The organism is Thermogemmata fonticola, from assembly GCF_013694095.1.
Lineage (GTDB): Bacteria > Planctomycetota > Planctomycetia > Gemmatales > Gemmataceae > Thermogemmata > Thermogemmata fonticola.
On record NZ_JACEFB010000014.1, the window covers coordinates 1 to 23,484 of the forward strand.

Sequence of the window (23,484 nt, forward strand, 5' to 3'; positions counted from 1 at the left end):
GATCCGCTTCCTCACGGCGGGTAATGGAACTGCTGCGGCTCAGGAAAAGGAACCGACCTGTGCGAACGGTGGATCAGGCCGTCGGGAGGGTCCCGATTTTTTTCCCCCCGCCTTCCCCGTGCCGCCGCCCCTAACAGCGGTTCCTGACCCTTTTCCAGAACCGTCCAAGGGCCAATGTGCTTCGGCGGTGGCAGAAATACCTGCACCTTCCGTAGAGGCGACAAGGGTACCCGTACCTTCCATAGCGGCACCATCACCTTCCATGCTGGACCGTGCTGAACCGATCCCGCCTCGTGGGGAGGACGTGCCACGGCCTGATGGGGAACCGGTTTCGGTGCCTCCATTTTCTCCTCCTGGCGATTGGACCGCTGTGTTGTGCCGCCAGGTGTTGTGCTCTGTCTGCTGGGGGGGTGAGCCGCGGGCCACAATACCTTGGCCGGAAGCAGGGGAAGTCTGGCTCGTGGCGGACGAGGGAGACGTACTGGCTGCGGAAGTGGGGAAGGCTCTCGCGGGTCGCGGACTGTCCGTGCGCCATCAGGCGTGGGAGGCAGCCCCTGCGGGAACCCCGACGGGAAGCTGGGCGGGTCTGATTCTGGTAGCGCCGCTTCAGGAACGGCCGTTCCATCCTGGGGTACTGGCCTGGTTGCAACGCGCGGCGAAGGCCTTCCCGCGATCCGGAGATCGACGGGCCTTCCTCGTGGGTTTGATCCGCTTGGATGGTCAGTTCGGCTTGGGACCGCTGCGGCCGGATACACCGGTTGGGCAAAGCGGCCTGGCCGGCTGGATCAAAACCGCCCGCTGGGAATGGCCGCATGTCGCTTGCAAGGTGATCGATGTGGCGCCGGAATGGTCCGAAGCTCCGGAAATGGCCGAGGAAGTGGCGGCAGAAGTGCTGGCCGACGGCCCGATTGAGATCGGACTGTCCGAACCGTGGCAGCGGTGGGTGCCGGTGCTGAAGGAGGAACCGCTGGACGGCCTCCGTGGGGATGGCCCGCTCCAGCCGGACGATGTGGTGTTGATCACCGGCGGCGGGCGCGGAGTGACGGCGGACTTGGCCCAAGCTCTGGCCGAGGCGGGACGCGGTACGCTGGTCCTGGTGGGCCGCACGCCCTTGCCGACAGGTGATCTGCCCTCCTGGTGGCCGGAGAGCGAGGAGGAGGCTGTCCTCAAGCGAGCAGTCGCCGAACATCTGGGACCTGGAGCTTCCCCACGTCAGATTCAAGAGCAGTACCAACTCCGGCGGGCACAGCAGGAATTGCAGCGGACTTTGCAGCGCCTGTCGGCCCAGGGCGCCCGGATCGCTTACTACAGCCTTGACATTGCTGACCAGGCCGCGGTGCAGCATTTGGTGGCCGAAGTTCGCCAGCGCTGGGGGCCGATCACGCGGCTGATTCACGGCGCCGGCGTGCTGGCGGACCGCCGCCTGGAGGACCTGACGGCCGAACAATTCGAGCGGGTGTACCGGACCAAGGTCATCGGCCTGGAACACTTGCTGGCGGCGCTAGGTCAGGAGCCGCTGCGGACTTTGGCGGTGTTCAGTTCGACGACGGCCCGGTTAGGTCGCACCGGCCAAGGGGCGTATGCCTGCGCCAACGAAGTGCTCAACAAACTGATGCAGCGCGAAGCCCGGCGGCGCCCTCAGACGCGCGTTATCGCCTTCAACTGGGGACCCTGGGATGGCGGCATGGTGACATCCGCGCTCAAGCGGCTGTTTGCGGCGGAAGGTGTCGGCTTGATTCCTCGCCAGGCTGGTGGCCGTTATGGAGCGTGGGAAATCCAGAAGTGGGACAGCGGAGTGGAAATTGTCATCAGTGCTCGGACTTCCGGGAAGGATGTTCCGACTTTCGCCTTGACCCTGGCCGGCACCAGCCCGGTGGGAGGGACGGGGGAACCTCTGGCCGCTCCGCGGATGCCCAGCCGGGGGAATGGGGAAGGGACGGCCTTCCGCAGCAACGGCGTGACACCCCATCCTGCGCCGCCGCGGGGAGCGGAGATGACCCTGGCATTCGAACGGCCCCTCGATGTCAGCAATCATCCGGTACTGGCCGACCATGTGCTAGAGGGGCGGGCGGTGGTGCCCGTGGCTTTGCATCTGGAGTGGCTGGCCCACGCGGCGGTGCATCGCCATCCCGGCTTGCAGTTTTGCGGCTGCGACCAGCTCCGGATTTACCACGGCCTGATGCTGGAGGCTAGCGAGTCGGCAGTGCTGCAAGTCTGGTGCGGTCCATCCTCCCGACAGGACGGCGGCTACTGGCAGACGGTGGAGGTGCGCAGCCGGGGAGCTGCCGGACGGGAATGGCTCCATGCCCGCGCTTGTGTGCTGGTGGCCGAGCAGTGGCCGGCCCCGCCGCCGACGGAACCGATACCAGAGGGCGGCCAGCCCTGGCCCTGGAGCATGGAGGATACGTATGAGCATTTGCTCTTTCACGGCCCGCAGTGGCGCGGCGTGCGGCACATTCAGAAACTGGAAGACGACCTGTGGCTGGCCAGGGTCCGAACTGCTCCGCCACCAGCCCAATGGCTCACCTCCCCCTTGCGTTCCGCCTGGCTGGCCGATCCCTTGGTCCTCGACGGCGCCTTGCAGTTGCTGATCGTGGCGGCCTACGAGCACTATCAACTGCGCTGTCTGCCCGTGGCTTTAGGGCGTTACCGCCAATACCGCCGTCACTTCCCGGCTACCGAAACCACCGTCCTCCTGCGTCTGCGTTGCCGGGAGCATGCCCTGGTGCAAGCCGACATCGAGTTCCGGGATGACCACGGCCTGATCGCTCAAATCCAGGACTGCGAGGCGGTCCTCCAGGAACAGTTGGCACGGGCCTTCCGGAACAACCGGTTGCGAAGTCATTGACCCGTGCCCAAGGTGTCCGAGACATGCCCCTGGCAGAAGCGGGCAATTCCTGGAGCTTTCCCGGCAGGTGTAGCGACTTATGAGAGCAGAGACCGTAGCGATTGTGGGCATGGCGATGCGCTTGCCTGGCGCTCAGGACCAAGAATCCCGGTACTGGCAGGCGATTGTCCAGGGTGCAGATTGTTCCCGCGATGTGCCGCCGCAGCGGTGGATGCTCCCGCCGGAGCGCTGTTACGACTCCCGCGTAGGGGTGAGCGATTGCGTCTATTGCCGCCGGGGATACTTCCTCGAACCGTTTGTGCCCGATCTGCAGGGTTTGGACATCGATCCGTCCCTGGTGGCCCGGCTGGACCCCCTGGTGCAACTGGTGCTGGATGTGGGGGCGCGGGCCTGGCGGAGCGCCCGCATGGAGCGGGTGGATCGTCGGCGTGTAGGCGTGGTGTTGGGGAATATCTGCCTGCCGACAGAAGGTTCATCCGCGCTGTGCCGGTCGCTGCTGGGAGAGAGGTGGGGTCGAGCCAACGAACCGCTGCTCGCGGACAATCGGCGGGTGGCCGGTTTTCCGGCGGCGCTGCTCGCTCACGCCTTGCATCTGGGGCGGGGGGGCTATGCTCTGGATGCGGCTTGCGCCTCGTCCCTTTATGCCTTGTCTTTCGCAGTGGAAGAACTCCAAAGCGGGCGGGCGGATGCTATGCTGGCCGGAGGTTGCTGCCGTCCTGACTGCCAATACACCCAGATGGGTTTCGCCCAATTGCGGGCTTTGTCCCTGTCGGGCCGCTGTGCTCCCTTCGACGCAGCGGCGGACGGCTTACTGGTCGGAGAAGGGGCAGCCCTGTTCGTCCTCAAACGTCTCCGTGATGCCATCCGGGACGGTGACACGATTCACGCCGTGATCCGGGGGATAGGCTTATCCAATGATCGAGCGGGTAATTTGCTCGCTCCAGCTCAGGAAGGCCAGCTCCGGGCTATGCGCCGCGCTTACGAGCAAGCCGGTTGCTTGCCCCAGGAAGTGGATTACATCGAATGCCATGCCACGGGGACTCCTGTCGGTGATGCGGTGGAGTTTGCAAGCCTGCGGCAGTTGTGGGATAGGGGCACCTGGCGGGTCGGCCAATGCGTGCTCAGTTCGGTCAAGGCGACGGTGGGCCATTTGCTCACCGGGGCTGGAGCCGCCGCTCTGGCCAAGGTGCTGCTGGCTTTGAAGCACCAGCAACTGCCCCCGCAAGCGAACTTCACCCGCCCTTCTCCGCAACTGGCTTATGCGGGCGGTCCATTCCGCATCGTGCAAGCCGCGGAACCATGGGACCGTCCCCGGCACCGACCCCGCCGGGCTGCTGTCAGCGCCTTCGGCTTTGGGGGTATCAATGCCCATATTGTGCTGGAAGAGTGGCAAGGTGACATGCCGCTGCCAGCAAAAGACATTTCCCCGCAGCGATTGATCCCCGTGGCCATCGTCGGTTTGGCTAGTCACTTCGGTCCCTGGCAGGATGCTCCTTCTTTACTGGCCACCCTCCAGGGTACGCCGCCGCCTCCTCCCCGGCCGAAACGCCAGGGCTGGTCCTGGTCGCCCCGGCCCTGCCCCCCGGCGCACGCCATCGAGGAGCTGGAGTTTCCCACCGATCGCTTCCGCATACCGCCTCGGGAAATCGAGGAGACTCTGCCTCAGCAGTTGCTCATCCTGCAACTGGCCGATGCAGCCCTCGCCGATCACTGCGCAGGCCGGGAAGCCGGACGAACAGCTCGAACTGATGACCCGCGGCGGACACAAAAACCTTCTACCTCTCCCCAGGAACGGGAAGCGGTTGCAGACTCGTCCTGTCCCGATCCTTCAAGTCACGCCTATCCGCGAATCCTGCCCACGGTGAGCCGGCATCCCACGTCCCACCGGCCAGGTGTTGATCCGCCGGGTGATGCACCCGCGGCCGGGCGGCCCCTTCCCCCGCCTGTGGCGGAAAATGGGGAGCGCTGGGGAGTCTTCATCGGTCTGGAACTGGACCCCAACACGATGAATTTCCATCTGCGCTGGAGTGCGCTGGCAGCGGGTCGGGAAGAGCTGGCCGAGCAGATCAGTCCGCCGCTCAATGCCAACCGGACCATGGGGGCACTTGGGAGCATTGCGGCCAGTCGGATCGCGCGCGCATGGGGAATCGGGGGGCCGGCTTACACCCTGTGTAATGAGGAAGCTTCAGGCTTGCGGGCGGTGCTGGCGGCGTGGCAAGCCCTTCAGAGCGGCACCATCGATTTGGCCATTGTGGGAGCGGTGGACTTCGCCGTGGACCCGCGTTCGGTGATCCCCGCAGGGTTGGTATACCCCGGTGAAGGAGCGGCTGTTTTCGTGCTGAAACGGCTAGCGGATGCCCAACGGGATGGTGACGCGATCTATGCGGTGATCCAGGGCGCGGGATGCGGTGAGGACGAACCGTCGGCCCTGGCGGAGGCCATAAAACAAGCGGGGTGGAACCTCGCAGAAACGACCCAGCTTCCCCGTGTCCACACCGCATCACTGATAGGACAATGTGGTGCCGCTACAGCAGCGGCGGACCTGGCCTATGCCGCCCTCCTGATGGGCGCGGCGGAACCGTCCTCCTTCTTCCGCCTCTTTGGCTCCCCGTCCTCCTCCGCAGGGGATCAGGCTGTCCCACCTCCGGCTTCACGACGATGTTATGTCACGGCGTCGTCCTGTACGACCCATTTGGCTCTGGTGCTGGAGGAATACGTCCCCCGGCAGTCTGCACGACCCGTGTTCCCCCCTCCCCGTTCGACTCGGACCCTGCGCTTGCCGGTCGGCATGCCAGAGCCTGGTTCCATTTCAACAGCAGCAGCAACTTCCGCCTCCATCCCCGCTTCCTTACTGCCGTTTCCTCTTTCTCCCCTCTCTGGACCCAGAGCCGAAGACATTCCCGTATCAGCGGGGAGAACTCCAGGAGCGACGAGCGGGTGCGGTCTCGTCGGCACTCCAGGGAGCATACCCCCCTCTTCTTCCAGTCTGTCAGCTTCTGGGGGCGTTGCCGGTGGGGCGGCGTTGCCGGTGGCAGGCCAGGCACCCCCTCTTCCGGAACCCGTAGCGATGAACGATCGGCTTCCTCTTACCCCCGAAGGTGGAATCCAGGCAGTGCCAGCGCTCCTCCTAGCGGCCTATGGCCGGGTTCAGGAGCAATGGCTAGGGGCACAGTCGGCCTTCCTGCGTACCCAGCAGCGATGGTTCACCTTGGCCGCCCGCCTGTGGGAACACCACCAGACCTTGCTGGCGAGTAACCCCTTGGCGGAAGAGCAGTGCTCAGACCCGGCTCCGGCCCAGAAATGGCTCCCCACTCCAGCCCAGGTACAGGAGAGAGGATTGCCGAATCGGGCCGAGACCGACCGAGTTATGCCGCCCCAGCCGGGCAGCCTGGCGATGACAGTGGTTTGTCCAGAGGGCGAGGTGCCCCGGAGCTTGAATTACGAGCAGTGTTGCCGGTTCGCCGCCGGCCGCATCGCCGAGGTACTGGGTCCCCGTTATGCCCTCATTGACACCTTCCCAACCCGCGTCCGCTTGCCGGATGGACCGCTGCAACTGGTGGATCGCATCTTGCAGATCGAGGGCGAACCGCTTTCCCTCCAGCCGGGCCGGGTGGTTACCGAACATACGGTCCACGAACAGCGTTGGTACCTCGAAAGCAAGCGCATGCCGACAGCATTGTCGGTGGAAGCAGGACAGGCGGACTTATTCCTCAGCGGCTTTTTGGGGATCGATCTTCAGACACGAGGGGAGGCGGTGTACCGGCTGCTGGATGCGGTGGTGACCTTCCATCGCGGCTTGCCGCAAGTCGGAGAGACGATCCGCTACGATATTGCCATCGATGAATTTGTGCAGCAGGGGGGCGCCTGGCTGTTCCGCTTCCGCTTCGATGGTACGATCGGCGGCCAACCGTACATCACGATGCGGCATGGCACCGCGGGGTTCTTCACACCGGCGGCTTTGGCGGCTGGCAAAGGAATCGTCCAGACGGCCCTCGATCGGCAGGCACGTCCTGGCAAGCGCCCGGCGGATTGGCGAGAATTGGCGCCCCTGGAGCCAGCCTCTTTGGATGAACAGCAACTGGCTGCCTTGCGGCGGGGGGAGCTGGCGGCAGCCTTCGGACCGGCCTTCGCCCAGTTGGGATTGCGGCAACCCCGGACGCTGCCGGACGGCCCGCTTCGCCTGCTCGACCGGGTGCCTCACATCGATCTGCAGGGCGGACGCTTCGGACTCGGACTGATCCGCGGCGAACTGGATATCCACCCCGACGACTGGTTCCTCACCTGCCATTTCGTGGATGATCCCGTGATGCCCGGCACCCTCATGTACGAATGCTGCTTGCAAACGTTGCGGGTGGGATTACTGCGCCTGGGTTGGATTGGGGAAGCGGAAGAGGTGATGTACGAACCCGTACCGGGGATCGCCAGCCGCTTGAAGTGCCGTGGTCAAGTCATTGGCACGACGCGCACTACTGCTTACGAGGTGACCATCAAGGAGTTGGGTTACCGCCCGGAACCGTATTGTCTGGCGGATGCCCTCATGTACGCCGACGGCAAGCCGATCGTGGAAATCCTCAACTTGTCCCTGCAGGTGAGCGGGCTGAAGCGGGAGGAGGTCGAACAGAGATGGCAGCGCTCGCACCGCCTGGGGAGTGTGGCCGATCGCAGGAGGCTGCCGTCCTCTTCAGACCCTGCTGCGGAGAAGAGTTTTGCCCCAAGCGTGCCAGCCTTCCCCTCTGAGGCGAGTGAGCCGCTGCGGCTGCTTTACGATTCTCGGCACATTCTGGCGTTTTCCAATGGCAAGCCTTCCGAAGCCTTCGGGGAACCGTACCGGATTTTTGATCATGAACGGGTCATCGCCCGTTTGCCTGGGCCGCCGTACCAGTTCCTGGATGGCATCACGGCGGTGGAGGGCCAGCCGTTCGTCTTGCAAGCTGGGGCGAGTTGCGAAGCGGTTTATGACGTTCCGCCGTCCGCATGGTATTTCCAGGAACAGCACTCCGAATGCATGCCGCTGTGCGTGCTTCTGGAGATCGCATTGCAACCGTGCGGCTGGCTGGCGGCCTATTGCGGCTCGGCCCTGCTCAGCGACGAAGACCTATCCTTCCGCAACCTGGGCGGCTCGGCCATCCAGCACCGTCCGGTGACTCGTGCGAGCGGCCGGCTCTTCACACGCGCCCGCCTGACCCAGACGGCTCGCGCTGCCGGCATGATCCTCGAACATTTCGCCTTTGAGGTACGGGATGCTCTCGGCCCGGTTTACGAGGGAACCACCTATTTCGGTTTCTTCACAAAAGCAGCGCTCCGAGACCAAGTGGGGCTGCGGGAGGTCGCGGCAGAGCGGCGGGAACCGCCGGCCGGTCCGCCCGGCGTGCGGGAACCTTATCCCGTCCATCCGCCGTTTCCGGGACGGCAGTTGCGCATGATCGACTGGATCGAAACGTATCAGTCTGATGGCGGCCCCTGGGGACTGGGGCGAGTCGTGGGCAGTAGCGCCGTTGACCCGTCCGCTTGGTTCTTCCAAGCCCATTTTTACCAGGACCCGGTGTGGCCTGGTTCGCTGGGGTTGCAATCGTTTCTGCAACTGCTCCAATATCTGGCCTGGCGGCGGTGGGGGACGGAAGAGACTTCGACTCATCGCTGTCCCCAGGGAGAGGGAGCAGGAACCGTGGCTCATCACTTACCGGCCAATGTTTCGTGGCAAGCTCCTGCCTTGGGTGTGCGCCATCACTGGAGCTATCGCGGCCAGATTATCCCGACCCACCAGCGCGTTACAGTGGAGGCCGACGTTGTGGCGATTGACGAACGGCAGCGGCGGCTGACCGCCAACGGATTGCTTTGGGTGGATGGCCGCCCCATTTACCGCATGGAGCAATTCACGCTGGAATGGCCGCCGGGAGGGTAAAGGCCCAGGGGTTCGCCGGATTTGAGCGTGAGGATAAAGGGGTCTGCCGGATTCGACCGTAAGGATGCTGGGGTTCCCACGATCCGACTACCATCAGACGGAACAGGAAAGCAGTGTACGTTCGGTCGGCTGCCATCCGGGTGCACGAGTTCTACAGTGATGGAGATATGGTCGTTGTGGGTGTGAAGCATTTGGAGCTAAGAGTCGGGTGTCCGGCCACGGAAGCTGAGCATGCGCTATTCGCAGGTGCATATTGAGGCCATCGGCTATGAACTGCCGCCTGTGGTCGTTTCGACGGCGGATTTGGAGGCCCGGTTGCAACCGGTATATGAGGCGTTGCAATTGCAGCCGGGGCAGTTGGAATTGCTGACGGGGATCAACGAGCGGCGCTGGTGGGAGCCAGGTTATCCGTTGTCGGAAGGTGCTGCGGCAGCAGCACGCAAAGCCCTGGCGGCGGCTGAGCTGGACCCGGCCCAAGTGGATGTGCTGATCTACGCGGGCGTCTGCCGGGAGCAATTCGAGCCAGCAACGGCCTGCGCTGTCGCAGCCCGCTTGGGCATCGGCGGACACGCTCTCATCTACGATCTGAGCAATGCCTGTCTGGGGGTGCTCAACGGCGTGCTCGATATCGCCAACCGGATCGAATTGGGCCAAGCCCGCGCCGGCCTGGTCGTTTCTGCTGAGACGGCCCGCGAGATCAACGAAAACATCATCGATCAGATCATCCGCACGAGATCCTTGGAGCTATTCCGGGCATCGATTGCCACTCTCACAGGCGGTTCGGGAGCGGTGGCGGTGCTAGTGGTGAGCGAAGAGCTGTCGCGCCACAAGCGGCGCAAGGTGCTTGGCGGCGTAGCTCAGGCGGCCCCGGAGTATCACGCCCTCTGCCGTTGGGGCATGCGCTCGCTGCTGCCTGCGACTGTGCACACCGTGGAGAAGCTCTTCGGCACGCAAGCGGGTGTCTTGCTCCAGCGCGGCTTGGATTTCGGCCTCAAACACGTCATGGTGCCCTTCATGGAAACTCAGGCTGGTGAGCTACTCAAATACGGCATCGAAGTCGGCCTGCGCACCTGGAAGCGCTTCCTGAGTACCTTCGGTTGGGCCGTCGAGGAAATCGACAAAGTCATCTGCCATCAGGTGGGAGCGGTACATCGTGAGACCATGTTGCGGGCCTTTGGCATCCCTCCGGAAAAGGACTTCAGCACCTATCCTTATCTGGGAAATATAGGGACTGTTTCCTTACCCCTGACGGCAGCGTTAGCTGAGGAACGCGAGTTCCTGCGCCCCGGAGATCGTGTCGGCTGGCTGGGTATCGGCAGCGGCTTGAATTGCCTGATGCTGGGTCTGGAATGGTAGTAGGAAGCGATGGCAGCAAGCGGGTGTTTCCAGCGTGGCCTAGCGCCGAGCGGGCGTGGAGCGGCTATCCTGGAGCACGCGCGGCCCTTGGGCTGGTGAGAGGGAAGTGGCCCGTGAGATGGAAGTGACAAGACTATGTCTATTCAGGAAGGGTTGCGTGTACCATCCCCGAAGATGCCGACGGTTGCGGGGTCCTTACACCCGGAATATCCCTGGACCTCGCGCTGGTTCGAAGTAGCCGGCGGCTGGCGGCTCCATTACGTGGATGAGGGGAGCGGGCCGCCAGTCGTGTTCCTGCATGGCAACCCGACCTGGAGTTTTTACTTTCGCCGGGCCATTGCTCATCTCCAGCCATTCTTTCGTTGCATTGCGATGGATCACATCGGTTGCGGTTTGTCGGATCATCCCTCGCCTCAGGAGTACGACTATTCCCTCCGGCGGCGCATCGACGATGTGGAAGCCCTGGTCGAACACGTGGCTCCGGGACAGCCGATCGCGTTGGTAGTGCACGATTGGGGCGGGATGATCGGACTGGGGTGGGCGGCCCGGCATCCGGAGCGGTTGGCAGCGTTGGTGGCGATGAACACAGCGGCCTTTCCCAAACCGGCGGCGAAACGCCTGCCTTGGGGTCTGTGGCTGGCCCGCCATACAGCTTTGGGGGCCTTTCTCGTCCGTCGGACCCGCCTGTTCTGCCGCCTCGCTGCGCGCTGGTGCGTCGTGCGCCGACCGCTGCCGCCGGAGGTCCGCCGCCTGTATCTGTTGCCTTACCGCTCGGCGGCCCAGCGCTGGGCCATCCTCCGGTTTGTCCAGACCATTCCCCTGCGCAGTACCGACGCCGGCTACGACATCGTCGAGCAAACGGCCGCCTGTTTTTCCCGCTGGCAGCGGGTGCCGGCTCTGCTGCTGTGGGGATTGGCGGACTTTGTCTTCGACCGGCATTTTCTCGAAGCCTGGCAGCGGTATCTGCCCCAGGCCCAGGTGCAGGCCTGGGCGGACGCCGGACATTACCTGCTGGAGGATGCCCCGGAGGAAGTCCTGCCCGCTCTGCGCGATTTCCTGGTGCGACATTACCATTCGCTGTCGCCGCCGGAAGCCGTCCGTTAGCAAATGGCTCGGAGCCGAAAATGAAGTCTGCCCCGAGGGAGTCAGGGTCCATGCCGAGGATGATTTCTCCCGCCACGACGGCAGAGGCGGCGCTCAATGTTGCAATGCATCTGGTGCGTCAAGCGGCGGAGACGCCGCAGCGGCCGGCCCTGTATGTGCCGCAGCGTGCGGTGCGCGGGGACCGCCCTACACCCCACCGGGTCATCACTTATGCCGAGTTGAATGCCGACAGCGACGCCCTGGCCCACGGTCTGGAAGCCGCTGGTGTCGAGCGGGGAACGCGCGTGGCTGTGTTCATTCCGCCGTCGCCGCAGTTTTACGCTGTGGTTTTCGCTTTGTTCAAGCTGGCCGCCGTACCGGTGTTCATTGACCCAGGCATGGGATGGCAGGGTTTAAAACGCTGCCTGGAACGAGCGGAACCGGCAGCCTTCGTCGGTGTGCTCCGGGCGCATCTCGCCCGTTGGCTGTTCGGTTGGGCAAGGTCCTCGCTCCGCCTGAGCATTCACGCCGGGCGCCGCCGCTTCTTCTGCGATTACTCTTTGGAGGAACTTCGCCGCTTGGGCAGTACCCGCGGAACCTATCCGATCCCCGCTGTTTCCGCCGAGGAGATGGCTGCTATCCTCTTCACCAGCGGCAGCACCGGACCGGCCAAAGGAGCGGTGTACACCCACGGCATCTTCGCTGCCCAGGTGCAGATGCTTCGCCAGGCGTTCGGTATTGCGCCGGGAGAAGTGGACTATGGCACGTTTCCGCTCTTTGCCCTGTTCGGTCCAGCTTTGGGCATGAGTTGCGTCATCCCGGATATGGACGCCAGTCGGCCCGCCCGCCTGCGGCCGGACAAAGCGATCGCCCAAATGCGGCAATTCACCGTCACAAACATGTTTGGCTCGCCCGCGGTGATCCGCGTCCTGGGGGAATGGTACCATCAGCGCTGGGGTAGTTCCTTGGCCGGGTCGCAGGCATCGGCTTCATCACCGTCGGCACCGGAAGCGGAGGGTCCGCTATTGCCCGCTTTGCGCCGGGTAATCTCGGCGGGAGCACCGGCCAGTCCGCTGCAGTTGCAGCGTTTCACCGCCCTGTTGCCGGCTGCGGTTCCCATTTACACACCCTACGGGGCGACCGAAGCCTTGCCCGTGGCCAACATCGACAGTGGAGAAATCCTCCACGAGACGCAAGCGCTGACGGCGCAGGGGCGCGGCGTCTGCATCGGCCGGCCGTTGCCGGGCATCCGCCTGCATATCATTCCCATCACCGACGAAGCCATCCCGCAGTGGCGTGAGGAACTGGAACTGCCCACAGGCGTCATCGGCGAGCTGGTGGTGCGGGGGCCAATCGTCACTCCTCGCTATTACAAGCAACCCGAAGCGACACAATTGGCCAAAATCTATGATCCGACGACCGGCGAAATCTTGCATCGGATGGGAGACGTGGGCTACCGCGACGAACAGGGGCGCATCTGGTTTTGCGGGCGGAAATCCCAGCGAGTGGTGACGCCTTGGGGAACCCTGTTCACGGATATGGTAGAACCAGTTTTTCATGGTCTGCCTGGAGTAGGGCGGACTGCCCTGGTCGGTGTGGAGCGCGGCGGGGTCACTTATCCGGTGCTGTGCGTGGAGTGGGACCGGACAGAGCCGTGGGCGGTTGTGGAGTCTTCCCTGCGGCAGAAGGCCCAGAGCCTGGAATCGACGCGCACCATCGCTGCCTTCCTGGCCCATTCCCGGCCCTTTCCCGTGGATCGCCGCCATAATGCGAAAATTGCTCGCGAATCCCTGGCACGCTGGGCCGATCGACGCCTCGGTCCCCACTGGCAACCTCGACAGGATACAACCTGATGAAAGTGCTGGTCACGGGTGGCGGCGGCTTTCTCGGGGGAGCGATCGTCCGCTTGCTCCACCAGCGGGGCGATACCGTCCGCTCCTTGACGCGCACCCATTACCCCTGGCTGGACGAGCTAGGCGTCGAGCAAACCCTGGCTGATCTGGCCGATGCGGCGGCTGTGGCCCGCGCGGTCGAAGGGTGCGAACTGGTCATCCACACGGCAGCTAAGGCTGGCATCTGGGGGCGCTATGCCGACTTCTATGCCACCAACGTCCTCGGCACGAAGAATATTCTGGCAGCCTGCCGCCAGCACGGTGTGCCCCGCTTGGTATACACCTCCACACCGAGCGTCGTTTACGGCGGCAAGGACATCATCCGCGGCGATGAATCCCTGCCCTACCCGTCCCGCTACAGCGCCTACTACCCGCAAACCAAAGCCGAAGCCGAGCGGCTGGTCCTGGCAGCCAATAGCCCAGAACTGGCTACCGTGGCCCTGCGCCCCCATTTGATCTTTGGACCCGGCGACTCCCACCTGATTCCCCGCCTGCTGGAACGAGCACGGCAGGGACGCCTCCGCCGCATCGGCCGTCGGGCTGTCCAGGTGGATGTCACCTACATCGACAATGCAGCCTATGCCCATCTCGATGCCGCCGATCGGCTCCAGCCGCATGCCCCCTGCGCGGGCAAAGCCTACTTCATCACCAATGGCCAGCCGGTGGACCTGTGGGACTTCATCAACCGCATCCTCGAACTGGCTCAACTCCCCCCTGTGACCAAGACCATTCCCGCCTGGTGGGCACGCACCCTGGGTACCCTGTGCGAAACCGCCTACTGGCTCCTCCGCCTCCCCGGCGAACCCCCCATGACCCGCTTCGTCGCCGAGCAACTCTCCACCTGCCACTACTTCGACATTTCCGCCGCCCACCGCGACCTCGGCTACTATCCCCGCTTGACTCTAGAAGAAGGTTTGCAACGTCTGGCCCAGCATCTCCGCCCGGCCTCATGATCGGCATTCCATGAACGGCATTCGCCCTGAGATCGCAAGTTGCCTTCTTGTGACCCCTGTCCTGTCGGATTCCGAATCTATGCTGAGACTTTCCCGAATGGAATGCGGAGCCATAGCCAAATGCCAGTTCCTCCTATTGCAAGCCTTCCGGCATGAGGGCTAAGAGGAAGGCGAATACAGCATGAGTCGCTGGAAAAAGGGCCGGCGCACATCAGCCGACGAAGATCCCCTGAAGGGCCGAGATCGAGCTGGGGGGGAAGATCGGGGGAAGTGGCAGGACACTGGTAGCGTTGAGTCGCAGGACACGCAGCCAGGCGAGGGAGCCGCTCGCGGGAGCCGTGATGAGACTGGTGCGGCCGGAACCGTCCACATCGCGGGCCAACAGCCGAATGCCACTGCGGTCCGTTACCCCGTTGGCAAAAAACTGCAAGCGCAATGACAGTGCCTCGCTGGAGGCAACTCCATTCCAGACACGAACCAGGGACAAACCGCCAGCATCCAGACTGGTCATCAATTCGGCCCGTCCATCGCCATCCAGATCGCCGGCCGTGACATTGACGCCGTTGCGCCAAGTGGGGTCGAAGGCGAAAAATGCCGAGCGCTGCAAGCGGACTTGGCCGTCCGCCAGTGCAGCTCCGTCGTAAATCCGCACCACCGGCGACCACCCCGGCCCCGCACTAGCAATCAGGTCGGCCCGTCCGTCTCCATTCACGTCCCCCATGGCCACCCGCACCCCCGATCGCGCCAGAGGGTGAAGCACCTGGATGTAACTGAGGTATGCCAACTGTGCCTGGGCCACCCGCGCCACCGTCACGACAGGACTGCCGCCGGCATCGGCACTGATGGCGACTTCCGCCCGGCCATCTCCGTCGATGTCTCCCGCCGCGAGAAAGACGCCGCCGCCGAATCCTCCCAGCACGGGGGTGACCGGAAGCAGGTCGGCCCCTGTGACGCCATCTACGATCCGCACTCGTGCCGCCACACCCGGCCCGGTGGCAAAGAGATAATCCACCCAGCCATCGCCGTTGACATCAGCACTCGTGGCCCGGATCACTCCGCGATAATTCGCACCAAACGGTGTGAAACTCAACCCGCTGAAAGACACATTCCCTGTGGCATCGAAGCCGTAAACCTGCACGGTCGGATTGCCTGCGGAACTGACCAGCACCGGCGGGCGAGTCACGGGGAAGCGCACGGCCAGTCCTGCCGGTGCCGGTGCTGCCCAACCCAGATCATATAAGGCCGCCTGGTCCAGCGCCGACCAGCCGACCCGGCGCCCATAGTAGAGATACGGACTCATCGCCGCGGCTTGACCGCTGACGCGCACACCATCCGCCCAATGGGCGCGCTCCGAAGACAGCGGCACCGGACCGCCATAAATGCTTTGCGCTTGCCGTCCCACAAATTGATTCCCTTGAACTTGCGACCACCATTGCCGCGCTGTGCCGATGCCCAGCACGTGGCCCAATTCATGCACCGCGGCGGAGTAGAAATCCAGTTGGTCCGCCCGCAATCCCGACGGATCCAGGCCAAAATACCAGTTGCGGCTGGAATCGAAAGCAATGCTTCCCCCCCACAGGGAAAAACCGCTCCACTGCCGCGTCGCCAAAAGCTGGCCCCAACTCGCTGAACCGGACCAGCTATAGCCCCCATAACCTCCGAACCCCGCCTCCGCTCCGGGAATGGACCGGCCGCCCACATACACAATGATCGTATCCGCCGGTACACGCAGATTGGGAAGGGAGTAGAGACTGCCGGTACCGGGATGATAGACCGTCGCTGTCCAAGTGTTGCTTCCGGAGGGAGAAATCGCTGCCAAGCGTGCGTCAATCCGCTGCCCCATCTCATAGGCGGCTTGTTCCATCACCTGCCGCGCTGCGGGATGAGTGGTGAAAAAGCCCGTGCCGCCATTAGCTGGTGAATCCAGCGAATAATCAATCCGAATGGTAATCGACGGGACCTCCCGTTCCTCCAGCACTTCCAAGCCCAAGACTGCCGCTGACCCGTATGACCCGCCGTTTTTCGGACGCTCCATAGGTGCTCTCTCTTTGCGATGGAGACCCAGCTTGAACCGTGAAGGCTGGGGTAACTGTTGCCGTAGCGTCCATGCTGATTACGCCGAATCTGTCAGTTTTCAGAATCGATTCTTTCCTGTCGAATATGCCTGCCTTCAGGAAATGATCTAGTATGCGGATGACACGGAGAGAGCGGGTGACCGGAGATTCCAAATCCTCTCAGTTTGTCGACTGCTGTTACGATCGCTATAACTCGTCCATTCTGTGCGATCGTTACGATGGCCCTTTCCTGGACAATTGCCTCATCCCGCGCTAAGAACTCCGACGGGTATCCGTTGGGGGTAATGCCGGACAAATAGAGAAGCGCGATACAAGGAGAACGTGGGGCCGGCGCGAACATCTTCCTGCACAGGGTGAGTTGGAGAGGGGCACAGTTGGCTTGACTGGCGCCGTCTCCTGTCAGACAGATTCCAGAAGGAATTTGATCTTCTGCCAGGCAAGATACCGGCATGTTCGCGACAGTTGTGCTTTATCAACAGGGGGAAGAGGGGATATATTGGAAAAGAGGCGGTGAAGGAGGAATCGCCATTGTCCCAGGGTTGTAGTCAACTGGGGTTCAGAGGAAGGACAATAGCCCACGGGGAAATGGCGCACCCACGGAACCACTGCCTCCTGGTACAAACATGCTAGAGGGGAACCGGCGGTCCAAAACGACGCACGGAATGGGAAGGCGGCCCAGCAACCGAAGGAGGGGCCGAGATGCAAGCATCCAGTTCACAATCACTGATTCCACCGCCCGCGGCAGGAGTGCCTTCGGGAGCTTCTAGCGGTGCTCCGGCGGGCCTGTCCGTTTTACCTTCAGGGGCTGTTTCGCTGGATGACCCCAGTCTGTACATCAACCGGGACTTAAGCTGGCTGGAGTTCAACCGGCGGGTGTTGGAGGAAGCCCGCGATCCGAGCGTGCCGATGCTCGAACGGCTGAAATTCCTTGCGATTTTCAGCTCGAACCTGGACGAGTTCTTCATGGTCCGCGTGGGGAATACGCAGCAGAAGGTCCAGTCGCGGATTCCCACGGGCAGCGGCGCGGATCAGATGCCGCCGGCAGTGCAACTGGAACAGATCCGCCAGCGGGTCCGCGAACTGGTGGCCGAGCAGTACCGCTGCCTCCAAGAAGAGGTGCTGCCGGTCTTGCGCGAGCGCGGCATTGTCATCCGCTTGGCCCACGAACTGACCGAGGAGGAACAGCGCTATGTGCGGGACCTGTTCCGGCGCGAAATTTTTCCGATTCTCACCCCCCTGGCGACCGACCCAGCCCACCCTTTCCCCCACCTCTTGAACCGCTCGCTCAATCTGGCGGTGGCCTTACGCCGGCCCGGCGAGGCTGAGACGCTTTATGCTCTGGTCCAAGTGCCGAGTGTGTTGTCCCGCTTCGTGGAATTGCCCGCGAGTTTGGGAGGAGGCGAGGGCGGCAAGGATTCCCGTGTGATTTCCCTGGAAGCGGTGGCCCGCAAGGCGGAGCAGAATGGCGAACTGCCCTCTTCCGCCGCAGCTCCCGGATATGGCCTGACTCCATCTCCTACCTTCGCGTTTGTTCCGCTGGAGGAGATCATCCGCCTGCATCTGAGCGATTTGTTCCCCGGTATGGAATTGATCCGGGCGGTGGCTTTCCGCGTTACGCGCGACAGCGAATATGAATTGGATGATGAGGTGGATGATCTGCTCGAGGAGATCGAAGCGCATGTCAAGGCACGGCGGCGCGGCCATCCGGTGCGCTTGGAGATCGAAGCGGACGCTCCGCCGGAGTTGGTGCAATTCCTGGCCGACGGCTTGAAGCTGCCCCTGGCCGATGTCTATCTCATTCCCGGCTTGCTCGATTTGACAGGCTTATTCCAGGTGTACAATGTTCCAGGTTTTGCGGATCTGAGGGACCCGCCCTTTGTGCCGGCCCCCGTGCCCGCTTTTACCCAAGCTGCGACTCCGTGGGCTGCCATCCGCGCCCGGGATATTCTGCTCTTCCACCCCTACGAGTCGTTTGCCCCCGTGGTCGATTTCATCGAGGCTGCGGCCACCGACGAGCGGGTTTTGGCCATCAAGCAGACCCTCTATCGCACCTCCAGCGATTCCCCGATCGTCCGGGCTTTGCAACGGGCTGCGGATCGCGGCAAGCAAGTCACTGCAGTCATCGAACTCAAAGCCCGCCTCGATGAGGAACGCAACATCCTTTGGGCGCGAGAGCTGGAAAAGGCAGGCGTCCATGTCGTCTTCGGCTTCGTGGGGTTGAAAACCCACTGCAAAGTCGCTCTAGTGGTCCGCCGGGATGAGGACAACGTCATCCGCCGTTATGTGCATCTGTCCACAGGCAATTACAATCCCCACACAGCCCGCATTTACACCGACCTGGGTCTATTCACCTGCAATCCGGATTTTGCTGAGGATGTCTCGGCTCTGTTCAACTATCTGACCGGCTATGCAGCCTTGCCGCAGTGGCGGAAGCTGATCGTTGCCCCGGCCCGGCTTCAGCAGTTCGTTCTCGAACGGATCGAGCGTGAAGTGCAGCATCACACCAGCGGCAAGCCGGCGCGGATTCTGCTCAAAGTCAACGGGATTCTCGAACCGACCGTGGTCAAAGCCCTGTATCGGGCCAGCCAAGCCGGTGTGCCGATCGACATCGCCTGCCGGGGGATTTGTTCCTTGCGGCCTGGTATTCCGGGAGTCAGCGAGACTATCCGGGTCATTTCCGTCGTTGATCGCTTCCTGGAGCACAGCCGCATCTTCTACTTTGAAAATGCCGGGCATCCCGAGGTGTACATCGGCAGTGCCGACCTGATGGATCGTAACCTCATCCGCCGCGTGGAAGTGGTTTTCCCGATCGAACAGGCGGACATCAAGCAGCGTGTCATCGAGATATTGAACATCACTTTGGCTGACAATGTCAAAGCCCGGCAACTGATGCCGGATGGGAGCTATCGCCGCCTCAGTCCTGCGCCGGGGCAAGCAGCGGTCCGTTCCCAGTTCCGCTTCCTGGAAATGTACAGCGAGGCGGGAAACCGGCCCCAGACGGAGATGAGCCGCAATACCGCCCCGCGTGTGGCTCGCCGCCGCGGGCGGGACAAATCCCGGCGCAGCAGTTGATCTGCTTGGCCTGTACCTACCCCGCGCCGGCTCCTTCCGCTTTGGCGTCCCCTCCTTCGAGCTGCTCCGTGCAGCCTCCGCTCCTGGATTCCGATCACTTGGACAAGCAGCTTGCCGCTCTCTTATAGCCGGGTGGTTTCAAACGCTATCAGTCCCACTGCTTCATACCGGCCATTTTGGTGGTGATACACGTGGGTCATGAACGGGGCATTGCTCAGGGTGGTTCCGACCATGACAGCTAGGGCTACGGGCAGGCGGGCGTACAGATGCAGGCGGTTGATCCCGGCCTCCCGCAGCTCGTTCACTTGAGTCTTGACTTTGTCCAGATACGCATGCCATTGGCCTGTCTCACTTGTTAGTGCCTCCGGTTGGTGGATGGTGAAAACAGGGATGTCGGTTTCTTCAGGTTCCTTGGCTTCAAGCCAGCCCCGTGCTCGCAGGTCCTGGAGGACAGTTTCCTTGATGTCGCTGCCGATACTGAGGATCAACACCGCCTGGCGCTTGCCATGCTTCTTTTCATGCAGGAGCATCCGCCGTACCAGGCGCCGTTTGTACCAGCGTTGATACACCGCATCTGCGAACTTAGTGGCGATGAAGCTCGCGATGCCGCTTAGGGCAGCCGTGGAGATCGCAACAAGATTCCGCGAGAAAAAATCGAGTACTCCATCCATTGCTCCGACTCCCGATGTTGCCACCAGGGGTGAGCTTTGTCCCCAAACAAATATATCCCAGAGGGTGGCCTCTGCCCCTATATACGAGCAGGAGAGGGAAAAACTGACGAGGAGTGTGCGGAATCGAACTGCAGCCTACGGAGCGGAATCCGCAACCTGCGGAGCGGAGTCCGCGCTCAGGCCATTGGAGAAAAGGAAGTTATTCGCACCACCAGGGTAGTTTGGTGGCGCGGGGGAAGGGTTCCATCCACTTGCGGATAGGAACGGCTACATCAACTCGCGGATCGGAGTGGGGTCGTCCAGGATGGGAATGGGACGGCCCGTGTGGTCCTTGAAGGTGAGGTTGGGGTCGATACCGAGGTGGTGGTAAATGGTGGCGTGGAGGTTTTGAGGCGTGACCGCTTGCTGGACGGGATGTTCGCCGCGAGCATTGGTAGCACCGACGACGACACCGCCGGGGATGCCGCCGCCCGCCAGCAGCACGGAGATAGCATTGCCCCAGTGGTCTCGTCCGGGCACCGGGTCATTGGGCAGGCCTTTATTGATCCGCGGAGTGCGGCCAAACTCTCCCATGACAATGACCAGCACCTGATCGAGCAGGCCGCGGACCTCTAAATCATCGAGCAGCGCGCTGACAGCCCGATCGACCACAGGGACTTTGGTGCCGTGCCCGCGGTGGAGGGAGCTGTGGTCATCCCAGTGGGGCATATCGACGGTGACGAAGCGGACGCCCGCTTCTACCAACCGTCGGGCCATAAGGGTGTATCGACCCCAGGCGTTGGCGCCGTAACGCTCCGCCAGTTTCGCCGGCTCTCGTTCGATGTCGAAGGCGATGCGGGCCTGACTGCCGAGCATCAGATCCAGGGCTTGCTGCTGGAACTGATCCATCGACTGCATCACGCCGGACTGATCGACGTCTCGCCGCAATGTGTCGAAAGCGTGGAGCAGGTGCTGGCGCTCCTGAACCTGGGCCGCAGCCTCCCCAGAACCGGACAGATGCCGTAACCATTGCGGGGCGCGGATCGGGCGCGTGTCCGTGGCCCCCAGGTACTTGTTCTCCCGATCCACATCGAAGGGGCCATAGGCTCCGCCGAGATAGGCTGGACCCATGTAGCCGGGGAACAGGTAAACCGTTTCAGCCGAGGGAAGCCCGACATACGGGGGTAGGCCCGCTTTACGGGGGCCTTGAATCCGGGCTACGTAGGAACCGATCGAGGGGTATTTCTGCGGCAGATTGACGCTGTTAGAACCGAGGCGGCCTGTGGTCATCCAGTGGGCCGCGGCGAAATGGTCCCCGTTATCGTGATGCAGTGAACGCAGCAAAGCCACCTTGCGGATCCGCTGAGCCACTCCCGGCATCAACTCGCTGACGCATACTCCCGGAATTGCAGTTCGGCAGACGCCGAATGGCCCGCGGTATTCTTCCGGAGCTTCTGGCTTGGGGTCGAACGTTTCCATGTGGCTGGGGCCGCCGTCGAGCCAGATGAGAATGACCGACTTTTCCCCGCTACCGGTTGTGGGTTGGGCAGCCTGGAGGCGGAAGTAATCGCTCAACGTCAAACCGGTCAGGCTCAGAACACCGGCGCGCAGAGCAGCCCGACGGGTCATTCCTGCACAATTTGTCTGCGGAGGGCCGGAATGGATCGTCAGCATGGCGGGAACCCTTGATCAGCCAGGTGGGTCAATAGGTGGGATAGTCGTATGGGCAGGCATCCCTATATTAGCAACCGCTTGGCGAAGGTGAAAGGGGAAAAATCCAAGGTCTGAACATTACATCGGATGACTCCAACCGCGGGGTGGAAGGGGTTGCCGGCGGCCATCGGGCAGTTCCAGCCAAAGAGTGGGGGGCAGGTCCGGTAGGCAAACGCCGATAGGGGTCAGGTGGGGAATGGGGGGATGGTCCAGTAGGCGTTGAGCTTGATCCGGGGCGAGGGTGAAGATCAGCTCGAAGTCTTCACCATCCTGGAGGGCGTGTTCCAAGGGGGAACGGCCGGTCTGCTGGCTCAGTGTGACAGCGGCGGGGGCGATGGGAATGTCCTGGGCGCGGAGCACGGCGCTGCACCGGCTTTGCTCGAGGATGTGGAACAGGTCTGCGGCCAGGCCGTCGCTGATGTCGCACATAGCATGCAGAGGCGCTGCCGCCAGCAAGGCCAGGGCTTCCCGGACGCGCGGGACAAAATCCAGGTGCTTGCCCAGGATACTGCCGCCCAAAGGGCCGGTGACGAAAATCCAGTCCCCCGCTTGCGCCCCGCCACGGGTGACATAACCCCGCTCATCGGCCTCGCCGAGCAGCGTGATGTTGATAGCCAAAGGAGCCGCCCAGCTATTCGTGTCCCCCCCTACAATCGGGAGATCGAAAGCCTCAGCCAGAGTGCGGATGCCCGTGTCGATTTCTTCCGCCAATTGGCGGGTGCTTAGGCCAGGGATGGGCGGATGCTGCGGTAGAGCCAGACTGACCAAAGCCGCATACGGATGGGCAGCCATAGCGGCGAGATCGCTAAGATTAGCAGCGAGGGCCTTGCGGCCTGCCCGTACCCCTCCGACTTCGGCCAGATGGAAATCGACGCCGTCCATGAGCATGTCGGTAGTCGCCAGCAAAGCCCGTTGGGGCGGGCGGAGTACGGCGGCGTCATCGCCGGGACCGAGCAACATCCGGGGATCGGGCCGCGTGCGTTCACATAACCAGGCGATGTATTCGAATTCCCCATTCATGACGAACGACCTGGATTGCCTCGGGGCAGGTAACTGATTCCCTCCAGCCGGAGGTGAATCGCTGCTTCGCCCCTTCCGGCATCAACTATCGAACGGCTTACTAGGTGGACCGGGGTGGACTGGTTTAGCGTCATGGCGATTCACTGCCGACGCAGCGACATCCACCAGGCCTCCCGCCAAGGGCGAACATCCACCGCTACCATCTGGGCGTGGGAAGCTGCTTGGAGGCCGATGTCGGTGTCTTCAAAGACGACACAGGTGGCAGGGGGCACACCCAGGCGGCGGGCGGCTTCCAGAAAGACATCCGGTTCTGGCTTGTGCCGGGGCGTGTCCTCCGCTGTTACCAGCACGTCAAACCAATCCAGTAAGTCGAGATGAACCAGGGTCCGGGTAATCGTGTGGCGGTAACCGCCGGAAGCGACAGCGAGGGGCAATTGGCCGCGATAGCGGGCGGCGATTCGAACCACCGGCTCGATCCGGCGCACCTCCTGGAGATGACGCAGGAAGGTTTCCTCCTTGCAATGCACCATCCGTTCCACTTCGACCTCACTGAGGGATACACCAGCGTCCTGGGCGAGCACCCGGATGATCTGGGCCGTGGGCATGCCTCCCATGGCGTAAAACCGGTCTTCCGGGAATGGAATGCCATAGGGCCGGAGCATGCTCAGCCAGGCGCAATAATGCGCGGGCATGGTGTCCGCCAAGGTGCCATCGCAATCGAAGATCAGCGCCGCCGTACCAGGCGGTGGGGCCCATTCCTGCGAGGATTTCATCGTCATGCCGTTAGCATAGGAATTCCTTTCTCGTGGTAACAGGCAGACTTTGTCGTTCGCTAGCCGCCGCGGGATTGTCTCCGCGGGGAGGACCAGCAGAGTAGCTGTTTGGCCAGTTGGAGCAGGAGAGGTTTGGACAGCCATACG

Annotated in this window: 13 protein-coding genes; 7 read left to right on the forward strand and 6 right to left on the reverse strand. The window is 62.8% G+C overall.

The features are described from left to right. Positions 1-11 precede the first annotated feature (11 nt). On the reverse strand, positions 12-344 hold the full coding sequence (locus tag H0921_RS14680; protein ID WP_194539271.1) for a hypothetical protein: 333 nt from the start codon (positions 342-344) through the stop codon (positions 12-14). Positions 345-460: 116 nt separating this feature from the next. Here H0921_RS14680 and H0921_RS14685 point away from each other — a divergent pair, with 116 nt between their 5' ends. From H0921_RS14685 to H0921_RS14710, 6 genes are all read left to right on the forward strand, one after another. Beyond that, complete coding sequence (locus tag H0921_RS14685; protein WP_194539272.1) at positions 461-2,848, forward strand: SDR family NAD(P)-dependent oxidoreductase; 2,388 nt, start codon at positions 461-463, stop codon at positions 2,846-2,848. A 79-nt stretch (positions 2,849-2,927) separates the two neighbouring features. After that, entirely contained in the window at positions 2,928-8,750 is a 5,823-nt protein-coding gene (locus tag H0921_RS14690) for a beta-ketoacyl synthase N-terminal-like domain-containing protein (protein WP_194539273.1), read from the forward strand. 231 nt (positions 8,751-8,981) lie between these two features. Beyond that, positions 8,982-10,106, forward strand: coding sequence for a 3-oxoacyl-ACP synthase III (locus H0921_RS14695; protein WP_194539274.1), 1,125 nt, complete (start codon positions 8,982-8,984; stop codon positions 10,104-10,106). 135 nt (positions 10,107-10,241) lie between these two features. Beyond that, positions 10,242-11,210: an alpha/beta fold hydrolase gene (locus H0921_RS14700; RefSeq protein ID WP_228499819.1), complete on the forward strand. Its 969-nt coding sequence runs from the start codon at positions 10,242-10,244 to the stop codon at positions 11,208-11,210. Positions 11,211-11,260: 50 nt separating this feature from the next. Next, positions 11,261-13,042, forward strand: coding sequence for a fatty acid CoA ligase family protein (locus tag H0921_RS14705; RefSeq protein ID WP_228499822.1), 1,782 nt, complete (start codon positions 11,261-11,263; stop codon positions 13,040-13,042). Next, complete coding sequence (locus tag H0921_RS14710; protein WP_194539275.1) at positions 13,042-14,034, forward strand: NAD-dependent epimerase/dehydratase family protein; 993 nt, start codon at positions 13,042-13,044, stop codon at positions 14,032-14,034. The genes H0921_RS14705 and H0921_RS14710 overlap by 1 nt, the downstream gene beginning before the upstream one ends. Before the next feature lie 211 nt (positions 14,035-14,245). Here H0921_RS14710 and H0921_RS14715 read toward each other — a convergent pair whose 3' ends face one another. Continuing rightward, positions 14,246-16,069 (reverse strand): FG-GAP-like repeat-containing protein, encoded by a 1,824-nt coding sequence (locus tag H0921_RS14715; protein ID WP_194539276.1) that lies wholly within the window; start codon positions 16,067-16,069, stop codon positions 14,246-14,248. A 739-nt stretch (positions 16,070-16,808) separates the two neighbouring features. On the opposite strand from H0921_RS14715, the gene ppk1 reads away from it, so the two are divergent. Beyond that, positions 16,809-19,181 carry a polyphosphate kinase 1 gene (gene ppk1, locus H0921_RS14720; RefSeq protein ID WP_194539277.1) on the forward strand — a complete coding sequence of 791 codons (2,373 nt, stop codon included), beginning with the start codon at positions 16,809-16,811 and terminating at the stop codon, positions 19,179-19,181. A 122-nt stretch (positions 19,182-19,303) separates the two neighbouring features. Here ppk1 and H0921_RS14725 read toward each other — a convergent pair whose 3' ends face one another. From H0921_RS14725 to H0921_RS14740, 4 genes are all read right to left on the reverse strand, one after another. After that, positions 19,304-19,852 carry an SAVED domain-containing protein gene (locus tag H0921_RS14725; RefSeq protein ID WP_194539278.1) on the reverse strand — a complete coding sequence of 183 codons (549 nt, stop codon included), beginning with the start codon at positions 19,850-19,852 and terminating at the stop codon, positions 19,304-19,306. 267 nt (positions 19,853-20,119) lie between these two features. Beyond that, on the reverse strand, positions 20,120-21,505 hold the full coding sequence (locus H0921_RS14730) for a DUF1501 domain-containing protein (protein WP_194539279.1): 1,386 nt from the start codon (positions 21,503-21,505) through the stop codon (positions 20,120-20,122). Positions 21,506-21,622: 117 nt separating this feature from the next. Continuing rightward, positions 21,623-22,564: a thiamine-phosphate kinase gene (locus H0921_RS14735; RefSeq protein WP_194539280.1), complete on the reverse strand. Its 942-nt coding sequence runs from the start codon at positions 22,562-22,564 to the stop codon at positions 21,623-21,625. Between the two features lie 140 nt (positions 22,565-22,704). Next, on the reverse strand, positions 22,705-23,481 hold the full coding sequence (locus H0921_RS14740) for an HAD family hydrolase (RefSeq protein WP_228499825.1): 777 nt from the start codon (positions 23,479-23,481) through the stop codon (positions 22,705-22,707). Between the last annotated feature and the right edge of the window lie 3 nt (positions 23,482-23,484).

Excerpts from the sequence above, each read along its gene's own strand:
- H0921_RS14680 (WP_194539271.1), bottom strand. The coding sequence starts at position 344 with ATGGAGGCACCGAAACCGGTTCCCCATCAGGCCGTGGCACGTCCTCCC.
- H0921_RS14690 (WP_194539273.1), top strand. The coding sequence starts at position 2,928 with ATGAGAGCAGAGACCGTAGCGATTGTGGGCATGGCGATGCGCTTGCCT.
- H0921_RS14695 (WP_194539274.1), top strand. The coding sequence starts at position 8,982 with ATGCGCTATTCGCAGGTGCATATTGAGGCCATCGGCTATGAACTGCCG.
- H0921_RS14700 (WP_228499819.1), top strand. The coding sequence starts at position 10,242 with ATGTCTATTCAGGAAGGGTTGCGTGTACCATCCCCGAAGATGCCGACG.
- H0921_RS14705 (WP_228499822.1), top strand. The coding sequence starts at position 11,261 with ATGCCGAGGATGATTTCTCCCGCCACGACGGCAGAGGCGGCGCTCAAT.
- H0921_RS14710 (WP_194539275.1), top strand. The coding sequence starts at position 13,042 with ATGAAAGTGCTGGTCACGGGTGGCGGCGGCTTTCTCGGGGGAGCGATC.
- H0921_RS14715 (WP_194539276.1), bottom strand. The coding sequence starts at position 16,069 with ATGGAGCGTCCGAAAAACGGCGGGTCATACGGGTCAGCGGCAGTCTTG.
- ppk1 (WP_194539277.1), top strand. The coding sequence starts at position 16,809 with ATGCAAGCATCCAGTTCACAATCACTGATTCCACCGCCCGCGGCAGGA.
- H0921_RS14725 (WP_194539278.1), bottom strand. The coding sequence starts at position 19,852 with ATGGATGGAGTACTCGATTTTTTCTCGCGGAATCTTGTTGCGATCTCC.
- H0921_RS14730 (WP_194539279.1), bottom strand. The coding sequence starts at position 21,505 with ATGCTGACGATCCATTCCGGCCCTCCGCAGACAAATTGTGCAGGAATG.
- H0921_RS14735 (WP_194539280.1), bottom strand. The coding sequence starts at position 22,564 with ATGAATGGGGAATTCGAATACATCGCCTGGTTATGTGAACGCACGCGG.
- H0921_RS14740 (WP_228499825.1), bottom strand. The coding sequence starts at position 23,481 with ATGGCTGTCCAAACCTCTCCTGCTCCAACTGGCCAAACAGCTACTCTG.